General features: G+C 76.7%; 20 protein-coding genes. 9 read left to right on the top strand and 11 right to left on the bottom strand.

What is annotated here, in order from left to right; translation table 11 throughout:
* Nucleotides 1-41 precede the first annotated feature (41 nt).
* Nucleotides 42-1373 (bottom strand): MFS transporter, encoded by a 1332-nt coding sequence (locus ACWIZO_RS18080; protein WP_448639030.1) that lies wholly within the window; start codon nt 1371-1373, stop codon nt 42-44.
* A 183-nt stretch (nt 1374-1556) separates the two neighbouring features.
* Between ACWIZO_RS18080 and ACWIZO_RS18075 the strand changes: the two genes are divergently transcribed.
* Both ACWIZO_RS18075 and ACWIZO_RS18070 read left to right on the top strand, forming a co-directional pair.
* Complete coding sequence (locus ACWIZO_RS18075) at nt 1557-2159, top strand: SDR family oxidoreductase (protein ID WP_448639029.1); 603 nt, start codon at nt 1557-1559, stop codon at nt 2157-2159.
* Between the two features lie 6 nt (nt 2160-2165).
* Entirely contained in the window at nt 2166-2930 is a 765-nt protein-coding gene (locus ACWIZO_RS18070; protein WP_448639028.1) for a crotonase/enoyl-CoA hydratase family protein, read from the top strand.
* Nucleotides 2931-2939: 9 nt separating this feature from the next.
* Here the strand turns inward: ACWIZO_RS18070 and ACWIZO_RS18065 are convergent, their stop codons facing one another.
* Entirely contained in the window at nt 2940-3698 is a 759-nt protein-coding gene (locus tag ACWIZO_RS18065) for a FadR/GntR family transcriptional regulator (RefSeq protein WP_448639027.1), read from the bottom strand.
* Nucleotides 3699-3832: 134 nt separating this feature from the next.
* On the opposite strand from ACWIZO_RS18065, the gene ACWIZO_RS18060 reads away from it, so the two are divergent.
* A complete protein-coding gene (locus tag ACWIZO_RS18060) occupies nt 3833-4465 on the top strand; it encodes a TetR/AcrR family transcriptional regulator (protein WP_448639026.1) in 633 nt (210 codons plus the stop codon).
* 39 nt (nt 4466-4504) lie between these two features.
* Here the strand turns inward: ACWIZO_RS18060 and ACWIZO_RS18055 are convergent, their stop codons facing one another.
* Nucleotides 4505-5938, bottom strand: a complete 1434-nt coding sequence (locus ACWIZO_RS18055; protein ID WP_448639025.1) for an MFS transporter — start codon at nt 5936-5938, stop codon at nt 4505-4507.
* Nucleotides 5939-6164: 226 nt separating this feature from the next.
* Between ACWIZO_RS18055 and ACWIZO_RS18050 the strand changes: the two genes are divergently transcribed.
* From ACWIZO_RS18050 to ACWIZO_RS18035, 4 genes are all read left to right on the top strand, one after another.
* Nucleotides 6165-6566: a cupin domain-containing protein gene (locus tag ACWIZO_RS18050; protein ID WP_448639024.1), complete on the top strand. Its 402-nt coding sequence runs from the start codon at nt 6165-6167 to the stop codon at nt 6564-6566.
* A gap of 80 nt (nt 6567-6646) precedes the next feature.
* Nucleotides 6647-7939: a hydroxyacid-oxoacid transhydrogenase gene (locus ACWIZO_RS18045; RefSeq protein WP_448639023.1), complete on the top strand. Its 1293-nt coding sequence runs from the start codon at nt 6647-6649 to the stop codon at nt 7937-7939.
* 204 nt (nt 7940-8143) lie between these two features.
* Nucleotides 8144-10798: an FAD-binding and (Fe-S)-binding domain-containing protein gene (locus tag ACWIZO_RS18040; RefSeq protein ID WP_448639022.1), complete on the top strand. Its 2655-nt coding sequence runs from the start codon at nt 8144-8146 to the stop codon at nt 10796-10798.
* Nucleotides 10799-10826: 28 nt separating this feature from the next.
* Entirely contained in the window at nt 10827-11492 is a 666-nt protein-coding gene (locus ACWIZO_RS18035) for an NADPH-dependent F420 reductase (protein ID WP_448639021.1), read from the top strand.
* A gap of 47 nt (nt 11493-11539) precedes the next feature.
* On the opposite strand, the gene ACWIZO_RS18030 is transcribed toward ACWIZO_RS18035, so the two are convergent.
* Nucleotides 11540-12226 (bottom strand): response regulator, encoded by a 687-nt coding sequence (locus ACWIZO_RS18030; RefSeq protein WP_448639020.1) that lies wholly within the window; start codon nt 12224-12226, stop codon nt 11540-11542.
* Nucleotides 12223-13524 (bottom strand): histidine kinase, encoded by a 1302-nt coding sequence (locus ACWIZO_RS18025; protein ID WP_448639019.1) that lies wholly within the window; start codon nt 13522-13524, stop codon nt 12223-12225. The genes ACWIZO_RS18030 and ACWIZO_RS18025 overlap by 4 nt, the downstream gene beginning before the upstream one ends.
* Before the next feature lie 191 nt (nt 13525-13715).
* Here ACWIZO_RS18025 and ACWIZO_RS18020 point away from each other — a divergent pair, with 191 nt between their 5' ends.
* Nucleotides 13716-14588, top strand: coding sequence for an alpha/beta hydrolase (locus ACWIZO_RS18020; RefSeq protein ID WP_448639018.1), 873 nt, complete (start codon nt 13716-13718; stop codon nt 14586-14588).
* Nucleotides 14585-15616, top strand: a complete 1032-nt coding sequence (locus ACWIZO_RS18015; RefSeq protein ID WP_448639017.1) for an alpha/beta-hydrolase family protein — start codon at nt 14585-14587, stop codon at nt 15614-15616. The genes ACWIZO_RS18020 and ACWIZO_RS18015 overlap by 4 nt, the downstream gene beginning before the upstream one ends.
* A gap of 36 nt (nt 15617-15652) precedes the next feature.
* Here ACWIZO_RS18015 and ACWIZO_RS18010 read toward each other — a convergent pair whose 3' ends face one another.
* The 6 genes from ACWIZO_RS18010 to ACWIZO_RS17985 all read right to left on the bottom strand — a co-directional run bounded on the left by ACWIZO_RS18010 (nt 15653) and on the right by ACWIZO_RS17985 (nt 20198).
* Nucleotides 15653-16273 (bottom strand): GDSL-type esterase/lipase family protein, encoded by a 621-nt coding sequence (locus ACWIZO_RS18010; protein ID WP_448639016.1) that lies wholly within the window; start codon nt 16271-16273, stop codon nt 15653-15655.
* A gap of 113 nt (nt 16274-16386) precedes the next feature.
* Nucleotides 16387-17148 (bottom strand): 3-oxoacyl-ACP reductase FabG, encoded by a 762-nt coding sequence (gene fabG / locus ACWIZO_RS18005; RefSeq protein ID WP_448639015.1) that lies wholly within the window; start codon nt 17146-17148, stop codon nt 16387-16389.
* A gap of 174 nt (nt 17149-17322) precedes the next feature.
* Nucleotides 17323-17742, bottom strand: a complete 420-nt coding sequence (locus tag ACWIZO_RS18000) for a DUF350 domain-containing protein (RefSeq protein ID WP_448639014.1) — start codon at nt 17740-17742, stop codon at nt 17323-17325.
* Nucleotides 17743-17842: 100 nt separating this feature from the next.
* Complete coding sequence (locus ACWIZO_RS17995; protein ID WP_448639013.1) at nt 17843-18319, bottom strand: AAA family ATPase; 477 nt, start codon at nt 18317-18319, stop codon at nt 17843-17845.
* A gap of 113 nt (nt 18320-18432) precedes the next feature.
* Nucleotides 18433-18696: a hypothetical protein gene (locus ACWIZO_RS17990; protein WP_448639012.1), complete on the bottom strand. Its 264-nt coding sequence runs from the start codon at nt 18694-18696 to the stop codon at nt 18433-18435.
* 86 nt (nt 18697-18782) lie between these two features.
* Nucleotides 18783-20198 (bottom strand): AI-2E family transporter, encoded by a 1416-nt coding sequence (locus ACWIZO_RS17985; protein WP_448639011.1) that lies wholly within the window; start codon nt 20196-20198, stop codon nt 18783-18785.
* Nucleotides 20199-20309 lie beyond the last annotated feature (111 nt).

The following is a 20309-nucleotide window of genomic DNA, read 5'->3' as shown; positions in this document are numbered from 1 at the left end:
GGTGATCGTGCCGAGCGGGACGGGGACGCGCGACCCCGGGATCAGTGGTAGGCGGACTCCCCGCGCAGCCGGGCGGAGACCGCGACGTGCAGCGGGACCAGGACCACGCCGTCGCGGGCCAGCCGCGCGCGCAGCGCCCGGCGGTGGTGCAGCACGCCGACCAGGCCGATCGCCCAGAACACGTACTGGACGGCGAAGGCGGCGCGGAAGGCACCGAGGTCGTAGGCGGTCGAGTCGCCGGGCGTGAGGACGTCGAGCACGGCGCCGATGGCGAGGACGGTCAGCAGCGAGGCGACGAACCCGCCGACGTTGACCACCCCGCTGGCGCTGCCCTGGCGCTCGGCCGGGTTCCAGGTGCGGGCGAAGTCGAAGCCGATCATCGAGCCGGGGCCGTTGGTGCCCAGGACCAGGACCAGCACGACCAGCAGCCACAGCGGCGCCCGGCCCGGCCAGAGCAGCACCACCGTCCACAGCGTCGCGGTGGCGGCGAGGATGGCCAGCACCAGCGACGAGCGGCGCAGCGGCCAGCGGCCGCACAGCCGGCCCAGCAGCGGGCCCACGCCCATGCCGACGAGCACGAGCAGGCTGAGCAGGCCGGCCGCCGTCGCCGGGGACAGGCCCTGGCCGACGACGAGGAACGGATAGCCCCACAGCAGCGCGAACACGGTGCCGGAGAACTGGGTGACCAGGTGGGTGTAGAGGCCGATGCGGGTGCCGGGCTCGCGCCAGGTCAGCGCCAGGCTGCGGCGCACCTCGGCCAGGCCGGCGGGGGTGGTGGCGGCCGTGCCGGGCGGCGCGTCGCGCAGCGCGGCCAGCACCAGGACGACGGCGAGGACGCCGACCGCCGCGGCACCGAGGAAGGTGTCACGCCAGCCGGCGGCGTGCAGCAGCGCGACCAGCGGGTAGGCGGCCACGATCTGCCCGACCTGGCCGAGGATGCCGGTGAGCTGGGTGACCAGCGGGACGGTGCGGCCGGGGAACCAGAAGGCGATGACCCGCAACACGCTGATGAAGGTCATGGCGTCGCCGGCGCCGACCAGCACGCGGGCGGCGACGGCGGTGGGCACGTCGGTGGCCAGCGCCAGCACCAGCTGCCCGGCGGCCATGGTCAGCCCGCCGGCCGCGATGAGCTTCCGCGAGCCGAAGCGGTCCACCGCCACCCCGACGGGCACCTGCAGGCCGGCGTAGACCGCCAGCTGCAGCACGAGGAACAGCGAGACCGCCGACGCCCCGGCGGAGAAGCGCTCCTGGGCCTCCACCCCGGCCACGCCGAGCGAGGCGCGGTGGAAGACGGCGACGACGTAGGCCGCCAGCGCGGTGAGCCACACGGCGTAGGCGCGCAGAGGGGTGCGGGCGGGCGTCGGGGGCGTCACCTGAGGGACGACAGCGCCCGCGCGCCGGTTGTTCCCCGCCCGGCGGTGAGTCGCCTCACCCGTCGGCCGGGCCGGCGGCGACCGGGTCGGTCCGCGGGGATTCCGCACGCCCACAAAATAGGCTAAGGATTAACAGCGATGCTACGCACCCGGTCGGCGACGTCCCGGCCTGCCGTCCTCGCGGTGAGCACCGTGGCCATGGGCCTGGAGGCCGCGCCGATGCCGGTCGTGGGCTACCTGGGCGCCGCGATGCGGGCCGACCTCGGCCTGACCGGCGCGCAGCTCGGCCTCGTCGTCGGCGTCTTCTACGGCGCCACCGGGGTGACGTCGCTGCTCGGGTCGCGGGTGGTCGACCGGCTCGGTGCCCGCTGGTGGGTGGCCGGCGACCAGGCGCTCACCGCCGCCGGGCTCGCCGCGGTCGCCGCGGTCGGGTCGCTCCCGGCGCTGCTGGTGAGCAGCGCGGTGACCACGTGGGAGGGGCAGATCGGCCAGCTCCCCTACGCCTCGGCCAAGGCCGGAATCGTCGGGCTGACGCTCGTGGCCGCGCGCGACCTGGCCAGCAAGCAGATCCGGGTGGTGACGATCGCGCCGGGCACCTTCGACACCCCGATCCTCGCCCGGCTGCCCGAGAACGTCCGCGAGTCGCTGGGCCAGATGGTGCCGCACCCCCGCCGGCTCGGCGTCCCCGACGAGTTCGCCCGGTTGGCGCTGGCCATCGCCGACAACCCGATGCTCAACGGCGAGACGATCCGGCTGGACGGCGCGATCCGGATGCAGCCCAGGTGAGTGGCGATGGGTGAAGAGGTCCGGGTCGAGCGCGACGGCGCCGTCCTCGTCGTCACCATCGACCGGCCGCAGGCGAAGACCGCGATCAACACCGCGGCGGCCGAGGGTATCGGCGCGGCGATGGAGCAGCTCGACACCGACGACTCGCTGTTCGTCGGTGTGCTCACCGGCGCCGGCGGGGTGTTCAGCGCCGGCATGGACCTCAAGGCCTTCCTCGCCGGGGAGAAGCCGCACATGCCCGGCCGCGGGTTCGCCGGCCTGGTGGAGCGGCCGCCGGCCAAACCGCTGATCGCCGCCGTCGAGGGACCGGCGCTGGCCGGCGGCTTCGAGATCGCACTCGCCTGCGACCTGGTCGTGGCCGCCGAGGGCGCCTCGTTCGGCCTGCCCGAGGTCAGGCGCGGCCTGCTCGCCGGCGGCGGCGGGCTGCTGCGGCTGCCGCGCAGGGCCGGGCTGCCCAAGGCCACCGAGTGGGCGCTCACCGGCGACCGGGTGAGCGCCGCCGACGCGCACACCGCCGGGGTGGTCAACCGGCTGGTGCCCGACGGCCAGGCGCTGGCGGCCGCGCTGGAGCTCGCCCGGCAGATCGCCGGCAACGGCCCTCTGGCGGTGCAGGGCACCAAGCGGATCCTCACCGACGGCCCCTCGTGGCCGGCCGAGGAGGCCTTCGCCCGGCAGTGGGAGGTCTACGCCCCGATCCGCGCCCCGGAGGACGCGGAGGAGGGCGCGCGGGCGTTCACCGACAAGCGCGCGCCGGTCTGGCGGGGCCGCTGACCGGCGGCCTCACCGCCAGCTGATCACCTGCTCCATCAGCTGCGGGTGTCGCTGGCGCACCCAGTCGGCGTACTCCTGCATGTGCTCGCGCATGAGCCGCTCGGCGGCGTCGGCGTCGCCCTCGGCGATCGCGCTGGCGATCGCCGCGTGCACCTCGAGCACGCGCCGGCGCTCGTCCTTCGGCGACAGCAGCCCGGTGACCTGGTCGCGGAAGACGTCCTCCAGCGACACAGACACCAGATTGAGCACCGGGTTGCCCGACATCGAGGCCACGCCGCGGTGGAAGTCGGTGGTCGCGTCGTAGTAGGCGGTGTCGTCCTCGACCGCCGTCGCGTCGGGGTCGGCCACCTGGCCCACCAGCTCCTGACCGCGCCGCTCGGCGGCCAGGCGGGCCATCATCGGCTCGAGAACCAGCCGGGCCTCGACCAGCTGCCCGAAGGTCATGCCGCCGAGGTGGAAGAACAGCGTCGACATCCGCCCGTAGTCGTGGGTGCCGACCTCGATGACCATCGGGCCACCGTTGCGGCCGGGCTTCATCGTGATCAGCCCGTGCACCTCGAGGATGCGCAGCGCCTCCCGCAGCGAGCCGCGCCCGACGCCGTAGTCCTCGAGCATCTGCGCCTCGGAGGACAGCAGCGTGCCGGGCGGGAGCTTGCGGGAGACGATCTCGTGCACGATCTCCTGCGCGAGCGCCTCGGCGACCTTGGCGCCCCGCTTGATCGGCCGCGGAGCCGTGCCGCCGGCGCGGGAGCGCTGCGCGGAGACCATGACCCGAGGGTAACGGTCGGTACCCGGTCCGGCGCGTACGCGACACCGGAATCCCCCGGATGATGAGCAGGGTTACACGGCGATCCCGCGCCGAGCGGACGGCGGCGTGCCGCACCGACCGTAGGATCGCCCCCGTGGTAGCCCTGGTCTCCCCCGAGGACCTGACCGAGGACGACGCCAGCCGTCGCGTGCGCATCCTGCTCGCGCTGGCGACGACCATGGCCACCAAGGGCTACCGGGCCACGACGATCTCCGACATCGCCCGTGTGGCCCGGGTCTCCAAGACCGTCGTCTACGCGCACTTCCGCGACAAGGAGCACTGCCTCCTCGAGCTGTACACGCGCGCGTCGACCACCATGCTCGCCGCCGTCCACGCCGCCCAGGAGCAGGCGGCGGCGGCCGGCCGGTCCTGGCGCGACCAGCTCCGGACCGCGGTGCGCACCTACCTCGAGGTCCTGGCCGCCAACCCGGAGATGGCCTGGGCGACCCTCATCGAGGTCCAGGCCGCCGGCCGGCCGGCACTGGCCCTGCGCCGCCAGGTGATCGACCGCTACGTGGAACTGCTCGGCGGCATCGCCGCCACCCTGGCCGAGCGGCACCCCGAGGAGCTCCGCCCGGTGGACCGGTCGCTGGTCGTGGCCGCCGTCGGGGGCCTCAACGAGCTCGCGCTGGTCCGCGTCGAGCGCGGGGAGGCGACGTCGCTGGCCGACGACACCGACGTCGCCACCGACGTCCTCGTGCAGCTGGTGACCCGGCCCGGCCGGTGACGCGCTGACGCGGCGGCGCACCCCGCGCGGCCGCGGCGGTCAGCGGCGGGCCGGTCGCAGCACCAGCACCGCCAGCGCCCCCACCACGCTGAGCGCCGCGGCGGCCAGCGCGGCGGCGTCCCAGCCCTCGACCAGGGCCGTGGCGCCGCCCGAGGCCGGCCCGGCGGTGACCAGCAGGACGACGAGGGTCACCCCGACCGCGCCACCGAGGTAGCGGGCGGTGTTGTTCGCGCCGCTGCCCATGGCCGCGCGCTCCACCGGCACGTGCGCGACCGCCTCCCGGCCCAGCGCCGCGTTGGCCGCGCCGTAGCCGACGCCGAGGACCACCAGCGCGGGCAGCACGGCCGTGCTGCGGTCGCCGACGTCCAGGACGGCCAGCCCGGCCAGCCCGGCCGCCGACACCGCCAGCCCGCCGGCGAGCAGCACCCGCCCGTCGAGGCGGGGCATCCAGCGCAACCCCCACGACGTCGCCGTGGCGACCGCCGACCAGACGACCACGGGCACCGTCGTGGCCAGCAGGCTCTCCCCCAGCGCTCGCTGCAGCACCGTCGCGAGGTAGGACATCAGCCCGACCGTGGCCGCGCCGGTGACCAGCGCTCCGACGTTGGCGGCCACGAAGCCGCGGACCCGGAACAGCGCCAGGTCGACCATCGGCGCCGGCACCCGCGCCTCGGCGAGCACGAAGGCGGCGGCCAGGACGGCCCCGGCGCCCAGCAGGGCGACCGCCGTGCCGGTGCCCGCCCCGCTGCGGGGCGCGAGCAGGCCCACCAGCAGGCAGCACACCGCGGCGACGAGCAGCAGCGGGCCGAGGACGTCGACCCGCGGGCGGCGGCCGCGCGGCGTCTCGGGCAGCAGCAGCCGGGCGGCGACCGCCAGGGCGGCGGTGAGGACGGCGGTGGTGGCGTGCGTGGCCCGCCAGCCGGTGTCGCCGTCGAGGACGACCGCCGCGACGCCGCCGACGCCGGTGCCCGCGCCGAGGCTGGCGCCCCACACCGCCGCCGCCCGCGCCCGCAGCGGCCCCACCGGGAAGACCTGGGCGAGCAGGCCCAGCGAGCAGGCCAGCACGGCCGCCCCGCCGGCGCCCTCGACCAGCCGGCCGGCGACGAACACCCCGGTGGAGCCGGCCGCGGCGGTCAGGGCGGCACCGGCGGCCAGCAGGACCAGCCCGGCGGTGAAGACCCTGCGGCGGCCGAGGTCGTCGGCGACCGCGCCGGTCACCAGCAGGGCCGCGGCCAGCCCGACGCTCATCGCCGACAGCAGCCAGGCCTGCCCGCCCGGGCCGGTGCCGAGCTCCCGGGCCGTGCTCACCGCGGTGGCCAGCGGCGTCACGAAGGCGGCGAGCACCACCAGCGTGCTGGTCGCCACGACGGCCAGGGTGCGGCGCTGCACGCCGGTGACCGCGTCGGCCGGTGCCGGTGCCGGTGCCGTGGCCGGTGCCGGTGCGGCGGGACGGGGACGCAGGGATCGGGACACGCGCGCCTCCAGGCGGTCGGGCCGACTTGTCGGTTGGAGATCCGAACCGACGTCGCGGTCACCGTAGCAGGGGGCGGGCCCGCGTCACACCCGTCCGCACCCCCGCCCGCACCCCGGTCCGCACGCAGGGCGCGCCGCCGTGGGGCGCATGGTCCGTGCGGCTCGGGGGCACCGACCCCCGCAGAGGGCACCGACCGGGTGCCGCACGACCAGGGAGGAACAGCCGATGGCGTCCGTCATCCACTTCACCATCGCGACCGTCGCCGAGGAGAGCCCGGACTTCCGCCGGGTCCTGTGGACGGGCAAGAACACCCAGCTGGTGATCATGACGATCCCGCCGGGCGGGGAGATCGGTGAGGAGGTCCACGAGGACATCGACCAGATCCTCACCTTCGTCAGCGGCGTCGGTGAGGCGAGGGTCGGCGGCGCCACGAAGAAGGTGGCGCAGGGCGACCTCGTCGTCGTCCCGGCCGGGACGAAGCACAACTTCCTGAACACCGGGCAGAACCCGCTGGTCCTCTACACCGTGTACGGCCCGCCGGAGCACTCCGACGGCGCGGTGCACCACACCAAGGAGGAGGCCGACGAGGCCGAGGAGTCGGGGCAGGACGAGCCGCCGACCTCCTGAGCCGCCCCGTCCCCGGTGCCTCCCGCACGTGGAGGCACCGGGGGCGGCGGAACCCGGTGGAGCCGGTGCACGATGACGGCATGACCGCGAGCGTGTACCAGCCCGCCGACCCGGAGAGCGTGTTCACCTACGGCGCTCCCCAGCTGAAGTTCGGTTCCGGAGCCGCCGACGAGATCGGCTACGACCTGAGCCAGACCGGGGCCCGCCGGGTCCTGGTCGTCACCGACCCCGGGGTCGCCGCGACCGGCCACCCGCAGCGGGTCGCCGACCAGATGGGCCAGTTCGGCATCGAGGCCCACGTGTTCGACGGTGCCCACGTCGAGCCGACCGACGAGAGCCTGCAGACGGCCGTCGACTGGGCCCGCGAGCACGGCCCGTGGGACGCCATCGTCGCCGTCGGGGGCGGCTCGAGCATCGACACCGCCAAGGCGGTCAACCTGCTCACCACCAACCCCGGTGAGCTCATGGACTACGTCAACAAGCCGGTCGGCGAGGGCCGGGCGCCGGTCAACCCGCTCAACCCGCTGGTCGCCGTCCCGACGACGACCGGCACGGGCGCGGAGAGCACCACGATCTGCGTGCTCGACGTCCTCGCGCTCAAGGTGAAGACGGGGATCAGCCACCCCCGGCTGCGGCCGACGATGGCCGTCGTCGACCCCTCGCTGACCCGCACCCAGCCGGCCGGTGTCACCGCCGCCTCCGGCATGGACATCCTCTGCCACGCGCTGGAGAGCTACACGGCGCGGCCCTACACGACCTACGAGCGCAAGCAGCCCGCCGACCGGGTGCCCTACTGCGGGTCGAACCCGATCGCCGACATGTGGTCGGAGAAGGCCCTGTCGCTGCTGGCGGAGTCCTTCCGCCGCGCCGTCCGCGAGGGCGACGACGACGCCCGGGCGAAGATGGCCATGGCCGCCACCTTCGCCGGCATGGGCTTCGGCAACGCCGGCGTGCACATCCCGCACGCCAACGCCTACCCGATCGCCGGCCGCGTGAAGGACTTCCACCCGAAGGACTACCCGGCCGACGAGCCGATGGTCCCGCACGGCATGTCGGTGTCGCTGACCGCGCCCGAGGCGTTCCGCTTCACCTTCGACGCCGACCCCGAGCGGCACCTGCGCGCGGCCCGGCTGCTCGACCCGCGGGCCGAGCAGACCGACGACCCGGCGGAGTTCCTGCCGACCGTCCTCACCGCCCTCATGCGCGACATCGACATCCCCGACGGCATCGGCGCCGTCGGCTACGACGAGGGCGACGTCCCCGGCCTGGTCGAGGGGACGATGAAGCAGCAGCGGCTGCTGGCCACCGCGCCCAAGGACGTCACCGAGGACGACGTCGCCGGCATCTTCCGGCGCTCGCTGTCCCTGTGGTGACGGCCACCACCGGGGCGATCGAGACCGCCGAGGTCACCGCCGCGCTGCGCCGCGCCGGCATCGGGGACGTCGACGACTCGGGCCTGGCCCGGGCGCTGTACTCCTCCGACGGGTCGCTGTACCGCGTGCTGCCGCGCGCCGTCGTCCGGCCGCGGGACGCCGACGAGGTGGTCGCGGCGCTGGCGGTGTGCCGGGAAGCTCGGCGTGCCGCTGACGATGCGCGGGGCGGGCACCTCGATCGCCGGCAACGCGGTGGGCACCGGCGTCGTCGTCGACACCAGCCGGCACCTGCACCGGGTCCACACGATCGACGCCGAGGCCCGCACCGCCGTCGTCGACCCGGGCGTGGTCCAGGCCGCGCTGCAGGTGGCGGCCCGCCCGCACGGCCTGCGCTTCGGCCCCGACCCGAGCACGAGCAACCGCTGCACGATCGGCGGGATGATCGGCAACAACGCCTGCGGCTCGCGGGCGCTGGGCTACGGCCGGACGTCGGACAACGTGGTCGGCCTCGACGTGGTCACCGGGACCGGGCAGCGGCTGCGGCTGACCTCGGGCTCGGCCCCGGCCGGCCTCGAGGAGCTGCACGCCCTGGCCGGGCGCGAGCTGGCCACCCTCCGCACCGAGCTGGGCCGCTTCGGCCGGCAGGTGTCGGGCTACTCGCTCGAGCACCTGCTGCCCGAGCGCGGCTTCGACGTCGCCCGCGCGCTGGTGGGCAGCGAGGGCACGCTCGCCGTCGTCCTCGGCGCGACCGTGCGGCTGGTCGCCGACGCCCCGTACCGCGGGCTGGTCGTGCTCGGCTACCCGTCGATGGCCGACGCCGCCGACGCCACCCCGGGGCTGCTGCGGCACGGTCCCACCGCCGTGGAGGGGCTCGACGAGCGGATCGTGCAGCGGCTGCGCGACGTGCCGGCCGCCGTCGTCCCGGACCTCCCGAAGGGCGCCGGCTGGCTGATCGTGGAGCTGACCGGCGACAGCGTCGCGGAGGTGGAGGCCACCGCCCGCGGGGTGCTCGCCGACGCCGGCGCCCTGGACTCGATGGTGGTCACCGACGTCGCCGAGGCCGCCGCGATCTGGCGGATCCGCGAGGACGGCGCCGGGCTGGCCGCGCGGACCAGCGACGGGCGGCCGGCGCACGCCGGCTGGGAGGACGCCGCCGTCCCGGTGGAGTCGCTGGGCGCCTACCTGCGCGAGTTCGAGGCGCTGCTGGTGCACCACGGCCTGCAGGGGGTCCCGTACGGGCACTTCGGCGACGGCTGCGTGCACGTGCGCATCGACTTCCCCTTCGGCCGCGAGCCCGACCGCGGGCGGGCGGCCTACCGGGCCTTCGTGACCGACGCCGCCGCGCTGGTGGCCCGCTACGGCGGGTCGGTGTCGGGCGAGCACGGCGACGGCCGGGCCCGCAGCGAGCTGCTGGGCAGCATGTACTCCCCCGCCGCGCTCGACCTGTTCGCCCGGGTCAAGGGCCTGTTCGACCCCGACGACGTGCTCAACCCCGGCGTGCTGGTGCGGCCCGCCCGCCTCGACGACGACGTCCGGGTGGCCGCCGCGCCCCGGCTGCGCACCGGGCTGGCGCTGGCCTACCGGCACGACGGCGGCGACTTCTCCAACGCCGTGCACCGCTGCACCGGGGTGGGCAAGTGCCGGGCCGAGCCCTCGGGCGTGGCGGTCATGTGCCCGTCGTGGCCGGCCACGCGCCAGGAGAAGGACACCACCCGCGGCCGGGCCCGCGTGCTGCAGGAGATGCTGGCGCCCGGCGGCCCGGTGCGCGACTGGCGCTCCCCGGAGGTGCACGCGGCGCTGGACCTGTGCCTGTCGTGCAAGGGCTGCTCGCGCGACTGCCCGACCGGCGTGGACATGGCCTCGTACAAGGCGGAGGTCCTGCACCAGAGCTACCGCCGGCGGCTGCGGCCGATCTCGCACTACACGCTGGGCAGGCTGCCGATGTGGTCCGACCTCGCCGCCCGGGCGCCGCGGCTGGTCAACGCCGTGACCCGCTCGCGGCTCGGCGGGCGGCTGGCGAGGTGGGGCGCCGGCGTCGACCAGCGCCGGGACCTGCCGGCCTTCGCCCGGCGGACGTTCCGGCAGGAGTGGACGCCGCGCCCTGGCGGCGGCGCGCCAGTGGCGCTGTGGGTGGACTCGTTCACCGACCACTTCGCCCCGGAGGTGGCGCACGCCGCCGCGCGGGTGCTCGAGGCGGCGGGCTACTCGGTGCAGGTGCCGGACGACGACACCTGCTGCGGGCTGACCTGGATCACCACCGGCCAGCTCGACACCGCCAAGCGCATCCTGGGCGACACGGTGCGCGAGCTCGCACCGCTGGCCGACGCGGGCATCCCGATCGTCGGCGTCGAGCCCTCGTGCACCGCGGCGCTGCGCAGCGACGCCGTCGAGCTGCTCGACGGGGCGCGTGGGCGAGCCATGGCTGTGCGGGTGGCCGCGGGCACCCGGACGCTGGCCGAGCTGCTCACCGCCACCGAGGGCTGGACGCCGCCGTCGCTCGCCGGCGTCGAGGTGGTCGCCCAGCCGCACTGCCACCACCACGCGGTGATGGGGTGGGCGACCGACGAGCGGCTGCTCCGTCGGGCGGGCGCCACGGTGACCCGGCTGGGCGGCTGCTGCGGGCTGGCCGGCAACTGGGGCGTCGAGCGCGGGCACCACGACGTGTCGCTGGCGATCGCCGAGCAGCAGCTGCTGCCCGCCGTCCGGGAGGCCGGGCCGGACGCCGTCGTCCTGGCCGACGGGTTCTCCTGCCGCACCCAGCTCGACCAGCTGGCCGACCGCCCCGGCCGCCACCTCGCCCAGCTGCTCGCCGACGCGCTGGACCGGGCCCCGGAGGAGAACGGGCTGGAGGGGGAATGAGCCGCCGACCGGCGCGTTGGCGCTCGGCATGACCACTCTCGGCATCATCGGCGCCGGCCACATCGGCACGGCGCTCGCGCAGGCAGCCCTCGACGCCGGCTACGACGTCGTGATCTCCAACTCACGCGGCCCGGAGACGCTGGCCGACCTCGTCGACGCGCTCCGGGACCGGCCCGGGCGGAAGGGCGAGGTCCGGGCGGCCACGGCCGCGGAGGCCGGCGCGGCCGGCGACCTGGTGGTCGTGACCGTGCCGCTCAAGGCGCTGCCCGACGTCCCCGTCGAGCCGCTGGCCGGCAAGGTCGTGATCGACACCAACAACTACTACCCCGAGCGGGACGGCCACATCGCCGCGCTGGACGAGGAGACGACCACCACCGCGGAGATGGCCCAGGAGCACCTGCCCACCTCCCGGGTGGTCAAGGCGTTCAACCACATCCTCGCCGCCGACATCACCGCCCGCCGCACCCCGCCGGGCACGCCGAACCGGCGGGCGCTGGCCATCGCCGGGGACGACGCCTCGGCCAAGGAGACCGTCGCCTCCTTCATCGACGAGCTCGGCTTCGACGTCCTCGACCTCGGCCCGCTCGCCGAGGGCTGGCGCATCCAGCGCGACACCCCCGGCTACGGCGCGGACCTCGACCTCGGCCGGCTGCGGCAGGCGACCGAGGACGCCAGGCGCTACCGCGACATGTGAGGCGCGGCGGCCCGGCGGGGAGTCCCCGCCGGGCCGCGGGGTCGCCCTCAGCCGCCGGGACGGACCAGACCCGTCTCGTAGGCCACGACCACCGCCTGCGCCCGGTCGCGCAGACCGAGCTTGGCCAGGACCCGGCTGACGTGGGTCTTGGCGGTCTGCTCGACGACGACGAGCTCCTCGGCGACCTCCCGGTTGGACAGCCCCCGCGCCACCAGCCGCAGCACCTCGGTCTCCCGCGGGGTCAGCGCCGCCAGCCGCGCCGGGCGCTCGCCGTCCTCCGCGCGGGCCGGCCCGGTCTCCAGGTAGCGGGCGATCAGCCGCCGGGTGACCTCCGGGGCCAGCAGCGCGTCACCGGCGGCGACGACGCGGACGGCGTGCAGCAGCTCGGCCGCCGGCGCGTGCTTGAGCAGGAACCCGCTGGCCCCGGCCCGCAGCGCCGCGTAGACGTGGTCGTCGAGGTCGAAGGTGGTCAGCACGAGCACCCGCGGCGGTGGGGCGCCGGGGTCGGCGAGCAGCAGCCGGGTGGCCTCGATGCCGTCGAGCCGGGGCATCCGGACGTCCATGAGCACGACGTCGGGGACCCGGCCGGCGGCCGCCAGCCGGCGCACCTCCTCGACGGCGGCCCGCCCGTCCCCGGCCGTACCGAGCACCTCGACGTCGGGCTGGGCGGCGAGCAGGGCGGCGAAGCCCTCGCGCACCATCGACTGGTCGTCGACGACGAGGACGCCGATCACCGGACCTCCCCCGGCGGGAGCGCGGGCGCCAGCGGCAGCCGCGCCGTGAGCGCGAAGCCGCCGTCCGGGGTGGGCCCGGCCTCGACCGTCCCGCCGTGGACCGCCGCCCGCTCACGCATGCCGGGCAACCCGGCGCCGCGGCCCGGCCGGTCGGTGTCGCGCACGGGCGGCGCCGGCGACGGCCCGTTGACGACGTCGACGGCCAGCGCGTCCCCGGCGCGGGCCAGCCGCACGTGCACCGGGGCGCCGGGCGCGTGCTCGGCGGCGTTGGCCAGGCCCTGCTGCACGATCCGGTAGGCGGTCAGGCCGAGCGCGGGCGGCACCGGCGGGACCTGGACCTCGGCGGTGACCCGCGCACCGGCGTCCCGGGCGACCCGCAGCAGGTCCGGGACGTCGGCCAGACCCGGCTGAGGCGCCCGTTCGCTGCGGTCGTCGGAGCGGAGCACGCCCAGCAGGTCCTGCATCTCGGCCAGCGACTGGCGGGCGGCGCCGGCGACCTCGGTGAACTCCGCCCGCACCGGCTCCGACAGCCCGCCCAGCCGGTAGGGCGCCGTCTCGCAGCGGACCGCGATCATCGACATCGAGTGCGCGACGACGTCGTGCATCTCGCGGGCGATGCGCGCCCGCTCGGCCAGCGCCCCCTGCCGGGCCAGCGCCTCCTCCGCCCGCTGCTGCTCGGTGCGCAGCGCCACCCGGGCCGACTGCCGCGACCCCAGCGCGGCACCGAGCGCCAGCGGCACGGCGGTCATGACCAGGGCGGGCACGACCGCGTACGGCCCACCCCCCCAGGGCACGAACACCCCGCACAGCAGCAGGGTCAGCCCGGACACCAGGGGCACGCCCACCGCGGCGCGGCCGCGCGCGGCCATCGCGGCCAGGGCGAGGACGGGGATCCACAGCAGCCACGCCCACGGCTCGAGGACGGGCACGACCCGTTGCGGGGCGCCGACCAGCAGCCGGAGGACGACCAGCCAGCCGGTCACCAGCAGCCAGCCGTCCAGCGGGCGGACGACGGCCAGCCGGAGGCCGACGACCGCGGGCAGCAGCAGCAGGAAGGCCACGCCGCCGGCCATCCCGGCGCGGCCGTCGAGCACCCCCCCGGCGGCCGCGATCGCGACGATCGTGGCGTACAGCGTGGCGACGGCCGGCAGCCGGCGCGCCAGCCGGGGCCGGCGTCCCCACGGCGGGGACCAGGGCGCGGCCTGCGGGCGCACCGCGGCCAGCACCGACTGCACGCCGGTCCGGAGGGCCGGCGCGGCGGTGCTCCGGAGCCGCTCGGTCGGGCGCACGGTGCTCATGGTGGGGCGAGGCTAGCCGCGCGGGCGGCGGCCGCGCGTCACTCCGCAGGCGACCACCTATCCCCTACCGCGGTAGCACGCCTCCCCACGGCCGGGGTACCGCACGGCCCGCGGGTACACCGCGGGGAGGTGCGCAGGTCGGCTCCGCAGGGTGACGACCTGCGGCGGCGGTGTGTCCAGCATCGATCGGCATGCGGAACACCACCCTCGCCGCGACCGTCGCCCTGTCCGTCCTGTCCGCCCTGGTGGGCGCGGTCGTGCAGCTCGCCCAGCCGGCGGCCGCGGCCCCCGTCGGGCCGGTCGGTCACGACGCCGCCTGCGCGGCTGACCTGACCGCCCGGGTCACCCAGGGTCACGACGACGGGCTGCGGGTCCTCGGCTGCGACCCGGCCGAGCGGGGCCGCGCCGTCCTGGCGCTCGGGGACCCGGCCACCGCCGGCTCGGTCGCCGTGCTCGTGCCGGGCTCGGACACCGACCTCTCCACCCTGGACGACCCCGCCGACCCACAGCACCGACCGCTCGGCTGGGCGAGGGCGCTGCACGCCGCCGCCGGGCCGGACAGCGCCGTCGTCCTGTGGGTCGGTTACCCCACGCCGGAGGGACTGGGGCGGGACGCGGCCACCGGCCGGCTGGCCCGCGCGGCGGTGCCCGCGCTGGTCGCCGAGGTGACCGCGCTGCGGGACCGGCCCGGGAGCCCGCCGCACCTCACCGTGGTGGGTCACAGCTACGGCGCGGTCGTCGTCGCGCTGGCCGCCGCCGACCTGCCCGCCGACGACCTGGTGCTCCTCGCCAGCCCGGGCGCCCGCGCCGACGACGTCGACGACCTGCACACGACGGCCCGGGTGACCGCAGCCCGCTCCCCCGACGACTGGATCGGCCGGGTGCCGCACGTGCGCCTCGGGGACCTGGGACACGGGGCCGACCCGGCCGCGCCGGCCTTCGGGGCGCACCCGCTGCCGGTCGCCGGCGTGCGCGGGCACGACGGCTACTTCCGTCCGGGCAGCACCACGCTGGCCGCCCTGGCCGACGTGGTGACCGGCTGCCCGCAGGAGACCCGGCCGTGAGCGGGCACCGCGCACGGCCGCCGCAGGTGGCCACGGTGGCGGCCTGGACGGCCGGGCTGACCTGCGTGGGCACCCCCTGGCCGCTGCCGCCACCGGCCGCGGTCCGGCTGACCGCCGGCCTGCTCGCCGCGCTGACCGCCTGGCTGGCCGTCCGGGCCGCCGGGTCGCTGGCGGTCCTGGCCGGCGACGTGCTCCGGGGACGGACGCCGCGGGCCCGGCCGGTGGTCGCGGCGGTGCTGCTCCTCCTGCTGGCCGGGTGCGGCGCGGGCCCGCAGCCTGGGCCGGGGGTCGCCTCCACCGGGACGGGCGACGTGGCGGACGTGGCGTCGCTCTCCGCCGGGGAGAGCGGGGCGCTGCGGGTGCGGGTGGGCCTGGACGGCGCGGCCACCGACGCGGGACGGGCGCAGGCCGCGGTGCGCGGGCTGGAGCGCGCCGGCGGCCTGGCGCGGTCGACGGTGCTGGTCGCCGTCCCCACCGGGTCGGGCTGGGTCGACGAGGCGGCGCTCGCCGCGGTGGAGGACCTCACCGGCGGGGACGTCGCCACCGTGACCGTCGAGTACGCCGACCGGCCCAGCTGGGCGGAGTACCTGCTCGGCGGGCAGCGGGCGACGCGGTCGGCCGGGGCCGTGGTGGCCGCGGTGCGGGAGCGGCTGGCGACCGTGCCGCCGGGCACGCGGCCGCGGCTGCTCGTGTTCGGGGAGAGCCTGGGCGCCGGTGCGCTGGCCGCCGCGCTGCCCGCCGTCGGCCCGGTCGACGGCTGCCTGCTGGCCGGCCGCCCGGGTTCGGGCGGGGAGCTCCCGGTCCCGGGCTGCACCGAGGTGCGCAACCCCGACGACCCGGTGGCGTGGTGGGGGCCGGGCCTGCTCGTCGCCCCGCGGGCGGGTCTCCCGTGGCTGCCGGTGTCGACGTTCTGGCAGGTGACCGGCGCGCTGCTGCCGGCGATGGACCAGCCGGCCGGGCACGGGCACCGCTACGGCCGAGCGCTGGCGCCGGCGTGGGCGAAGCTGCTCGGCACGGCGGCCCGGTAGCGGCGGCGGCAGGGGGCGGCTCAGCGGCCCGACGGCTCAGGCGGCCCGGCGGGCCCGGCGGGCGCGGGCGGCGGCGAGCACGGTCGGTGCGAGCGCGGCGGCGATCCGGGCGTAGCCGGCCGAGGACGGGTGGAAGCGGTCGGCGGAGAACAGCGCCGGGTCGTCGCCGAAGGCCCGGCCGACCTCGGCGGCGACCGCGGCGACGGTGGCGCCGTGCGCCTCGGCGATCGCGGCCTGGCGCTGCTGGAGCACCGCGCAGGCGGCCCGCACCGCCGGTCGCAGCGCCGGCGGCACGAACGGGACGCTGGACATGTCCGGCGCCGGGACGACCACGACGTCGGTGCCGGCGGTACGCAGGTCGGCCACCGCGCTCCCGAGCGCTGCCGCGGCCTGGTCGGCGGGCAGGAACCGGGCGAGGTCGTTGGCGCCGATGACGACGACGGCGAGGTCGGCGGCCGAGGGCGCGGCGCGGCGCACCTGCGCGGCGAGGTCACGCGACACCGCGCCGGGCACGGCCAGCACGGTGAGGTCGGTGTCGATCCCCTCGCTGCGCAGCACCTGCGCCAGCCGGGGGCCGAGGGTGTCCTCGACCCGCGCGGCGCCGGTCCCGTACGCGATGGAGTCACCGAGGACGACGAGGCGGAGCGGAGCGGTCACGGCTGGTGCAACGCCGGCCAGCGGGGCGCTGTGCCCGCCGGCCGGCGTGGGGTGCACCTCAGGTGCGGCTCCGTCGAGGACCCTCGCGCTCACGAGCGCGAGGCGTCCGGCTGCTAGGCCTTCGGGCCGCCCGCGGCGTAGACGACCTGGCCGGAGATGAAGCCGGCGCCCTCGCTGGCGAAGAACGAGACCAGGTGGGCGATGTCCTCCGGCTGGCCGACGCGCGCGACCGGGATCTGCGCGGCCGCGCCCTTGATGAAGTCCTCGAAGCTGACGCCCATGCGCTCGGCGGTGGCCTTGGTCATCTCCGTCTGGATGAAGCCGGGGGCGATGGCGTTGGCGGTGACGCCGAACTTGCCCAGCTCGATGGCGAGGGTCTTGGTGAAGCCCTGCAGCCCGGCCTTGGCCGTCGAGTAGTTGGCCTGGCCGCGGTTGCCCAGCGCCGAGGTGCTCGACAGGCTGACCACGCGGCCCCAGCCGGCCTCGACCATGTACTTCTGGCAGGCCCGCGCCATGAGGAACGCGCCGCGCAGGTGCACGTTCATGACGACGTCCCAGTCGACCTCGGTCATCTTGAACAGCATGTTGTCGCGGGTGACACCGGCGTTGTTGACCAGCACCACGGGCGGGCCGAGCTCCGCGGCGATCCGGTCGACGGCGGCCTGCACCTGCTCGGCGTCGCTGACGTCGGCGCCCACGCCGAGGGCGGTGCCGCCGGCGGCCTCGATCGCCGCGACGGTCTCCTTGGTGTTGCCCTCGTCGAGGTCGAGCACGGCCACGGCGAAGCCGTCGGCGGCCAGGCGCTGTGCCGTCGCGGCTCCGATGCCGCGGGCGGCGCCGGTCACGATGGCGACACGGGGGGTTGCCTCGCTCATTGCGGTTCCTCTCATGCTGGTGGCGGCGTCGTCGCCGGCCGGTCCGGGCGCACGCACGCGACGGGTCGACCCGGTCGCGCGCTGGCGCGCTGCGCCCGACAGGTTACGGCGGGGTCGGTACTGCATCGTCCTGGGCCCGGCGGCGCGTCGCCCAGACCGGGTCGGCGCCGGGGCTCAGGGCCAGATCGAGGCGACGATGATGGCGGCCACCGCCAGCTGCGCCGCGGCGCTGACCAGGCTCGCGGGGTGGAAGCCGACCTCGGTGACCAGCGCGCCGAGCTTGCCGGGTGTGAGCAGGTCGAGGGCGACGAAGGCGGCGGCCTGCAGCAGCACGCCCAGCACGCCGAAGACGACGGTGTAGAGCAGCGCCCGGCCGAAGCCGGAGGTGGCGTTGGTCCAGATCGTGGTGAAGACGACGGCGCCCTGGGCGAGGAAGCCGGCCGCGAGGACCACCGCCGCGCTCACCGACCGATCGGCGTAGATGCGCCGGCCGAGGTGGCCGGGCGTCAGCAGGTCGAGCGCGAGGTAGCCGAGGGCGAGCAGCGCGAGGCCGACGGCGGTGTAGGCGACGGCGTAACCGATGCTGGCCAGCACGGGCGGGACCTCCGGGGACGGGGGCGGGCGGGCCCGCAAGGTCTACCGCACGCGCGCGGCCGGGTGCACGCGCCGTCCCGTGCGCGATCGCGTCCGGGGCTCAGGTCCGCGGGGTCGGCTGCTCCGGGATCTGCTCGTCCGGGGTGCCGGCTGCGGTGCGGACGACGTCGACCCGGTCGAAGCCCTCCGCGGTCGAGGGCGGGGTGAACCGCGCGCGGGCGGACAGGACGCCGACCAGCGGCACCCGGTCCCGGCCCTGACGGACCTCGTTGCGGGCCAGGCACGTGTCCAGCGGGGTGTCCAGCCACACCGCGCGGACGGGTACGCCGACGGCGCGGGCCGCGGCGATCAGCGGTGCGCGCTCGTCCGCCGACGGGCTGGTGTTGTCGACGACGACGCTGCGGCCGGTCGCGAGCAGCTCGGCCACCACGCGCCGCTGCCGGGCCTCGCGGCGGCGGGCCCGGGGCCAGTGGTCCTTGCTCACCACGGCGTGGGTGGCCGCCAGGTGGCGCGCGACCCAGGTCGACTTGCCGGCGCCCTGCAGGCCCACCATGACGACGAGCTCGGGCGGGCTCATCGGCGGCCCCGTCCCGGATCCGCCCAGAGCTCGCGAGGGGCGGGGAGGACGGCGGCCCTCCTGCAGGGACCCACCGCGAGCGTGCGAGCGGTGGGGGGCAGGAGGGTCTTCGCTCAGGCGGTCCGCCGCAGCGGGGTCACCGGCTCGTCGTCGTCCAGCCCGGGGCGGGCCGCGGGGTGCTCGACGAGCGCGAGCACCCGGCCGGACATGAAGCGCGCGGTGCGCACGGGGGTGCCGCCGCGGGTGTTCTCGGTGACCTCCACGACGCCGCGGCCGTGGGTCACGTCCACCCGGCGGCCGGCGCGGGTGGCCTCGATCTCGTAGGTGCGGGTGCTGCCACCGGCGTCGATGACGACCTCGACACGATCACCCTTCACGGGTCCTCCCAGGGGTCCTGTCGGGCACTGCACCCGACGTTGGGGACAACGTCCTCCTCCCCCCTGACATTCCCCGAACGCGCAGGTCAGTGCCCGGATCCGCGCCGTCCGGGCCAGTGCGGGTGCAGCGCCCGGACCGACGCCAGCGCCGCCCGGCGGTCGTGCGCGCGCTGGCGGGCGCGGCTGGTGCGGGGCGCCCGGGGCTCCTCGCGCAGCAGGGCGTCGAGCCAGTGCCCGCGCGGGTCGACGTCGACCAGCATGGCCTTGACCAGCAGCGTCAGCGGGATGGCCAGCAGCGCGCCGAGGGCGCCGAGCACCCAGCCCCAGAACAGCAGCGCGAGGAAGGTGACCGTCATCGACAGGCCGACCGAGTCGCCCACGAACCGCGGCTGGATGAGCGTCTGGACGACGAAGTTGAGCAGCGCGTAGACGATGATCACCACCCAGAACTCGGTCCACCCGCCGTCGAGGAGGCCGAGCAGGGCGGGCGGGATCACGCCGAGGACGAACCCGATGTTGGGCACGTAGTTGGTGATGAACGACAGCACGCCCCACAGCAGGGGCAGCGGCACGTCGAGGATCTCCAGGGCGATCGTGTCGCCCACCGCCACGATCGCCCCGAACACCGTGCTCACCAGCAGGTAGCTGCGGGTGCCCCGGGCGAACAGCCCGAAGGCGATGGGCAGGTGCGGGCGGTCGGCGGCGACCAGCGCCAGCCGGCGGCCGAACCCACCGGACTCGATGGCGAGGAAGACGATCGCCGACAGCAGCAGCACCAGCGTGGTCGCGGTGTCGGTGACGCGGGCGAGCAGGCCGGTGGCCAGGCCCACGAGCTGCCCGTAGTCGAAGCGGTCGACGAGCTCGGCGATCTGCGCCGAGGACATGCCGGCCTCGCCGAGCCGGCGGACGGTGTCGTCGAGCAGGAGCTGGAACTGCGGCGCGTAGCCGGGCAGCAGGACGGCGAACTGGGCGATCGCGTACACGAGGAGCGAGCCGAAGCCGAGCAGCACGCCCCACACGAGCACCAGGAGCACCGTGGCGCTGGCCCAGCGGGGTACGTGGTGGCGCAGCAGCCACCGCTGCACCGGCATGAGCGCGACGACGACGACCAGGGCGAGCATCACGGGCGCGAGCAGCCAGGCGATCTCCCGGACGCCGGCGACGGCGATGGTGGCCGCCGCGGCCCCGATCAGCAGCACCAGCCAGCGGGGCATCCCCCCGGCGCCGCCCGGCTCCGGGATGGCGGCCGGACCGTCGGCAGCCGCACCGGCCGCAGCCGGACCGGCCACGGCCGGGACGGCGACCGGGGTGTCCGCGGTCGGGCGGTCGGCGGCGGCGTCGCCGAGGACGTCGACGGCGGGCCCCTGAGGGCCGACCGGGGACTGCGCGGCCGCGACGAGCGCGGCCTGCAGGTCGGTCGTGTCGGGCGGCGTCAGCCGGGTCGCCCCGGTGCTCGCCCGGTCGGGCCCCGGCCCCGGCAGGGAGTGCTGCTGCGCGGCCATGTGTCGACGTCCCTCCCGCCCCGCGGTGGCCGTGCGGGCCGGCCGCGGGCCCGTCGGCCCGGACCGCACCGCCGCCGCACCCGCGCCCCCGTCCGGCGCCGCCGTGAGCCC

It is taken from the genome of Geodermatophilus sp. URMC 63, assembly GCF_053502565.1.
The sequence above is the reverse complement of the archived record's forward strand: the minus strand, read 5'-3'. Positions and strand labels throughout refer to the sequence as shown.

Coding starts and splice junctions, on each gene's coding strand:
- ACWIZO_RS18070 (WP_448639028.1), top strand. CDS start 2,166: ATGGGTGAAGAGGTCCGGGTCGAGCGCGACGGCGCCGTCCTCGTCGTC.
- ACWIZO_RS18065 (WP_448639027.1), bottom strand. CDS start 3,698: ATGGTCTCCGCGCAGCGCTCCCGCGCCGGCGGCACGGCTCCGCGGCCG.
- ACWIZO_RS18050 (WP_448639024.1), top strand. CDS start 6,165: ATGGCGTCCGTCATCCACTTCACCATCGCGACCGTCGCCGAGGAGAGC.
- ACWIZO_RS18045 (WP_448639023.1), top strand. CDS start 6,647: ATGACCGCGAGCGTGTACCAGCCCGCCGACCCGGAGAGCGTGTTCACC.
- ACWIZO_RS18035 (WP_448639021.1), top strand. CDS start 10,827: ATGACCACTCTCGGCATCATCGGCGCCGGCCACATCGGCACGGCGCTC.
- ACWIZO_RS18025 (WP_448639019.1), bottom strand. CDS start 13,524: ATGAGCACCGTGCGCCCGACCGAGCGGCTCCGGAGCACCGCCGCGCCG.
- ACWIZO_RS18020 (WP_448639018.1), top strand. CDS start 13,716: ATGCGGAACACCACCCTCGCCGCGACCGTCGCCCTGTCCGTCCTGTCC.
- fabG (WP_448639015.1), bottom strand. CDS start 17,148: ATGAGCGAGGCAACCCCCCGTGTCGCCATCGTGACCGGCGCCGCCCGC.
- ACWIZO_RS17995 (WP_448639013.1), bottom strand. CDS start 18,319: ATGAGCCCGCCCGAGCTCGTCGTCATGGTGGGCCTGCAGGGCGCCGGC.
- ACWIZO_RS17985 (WP_448639011.1), bottom strand. CDS start 20,198: ATGGCCGCGCAGCAGCACTCCCTGCCGGGGCCGGGGCCCGACCGGGCG.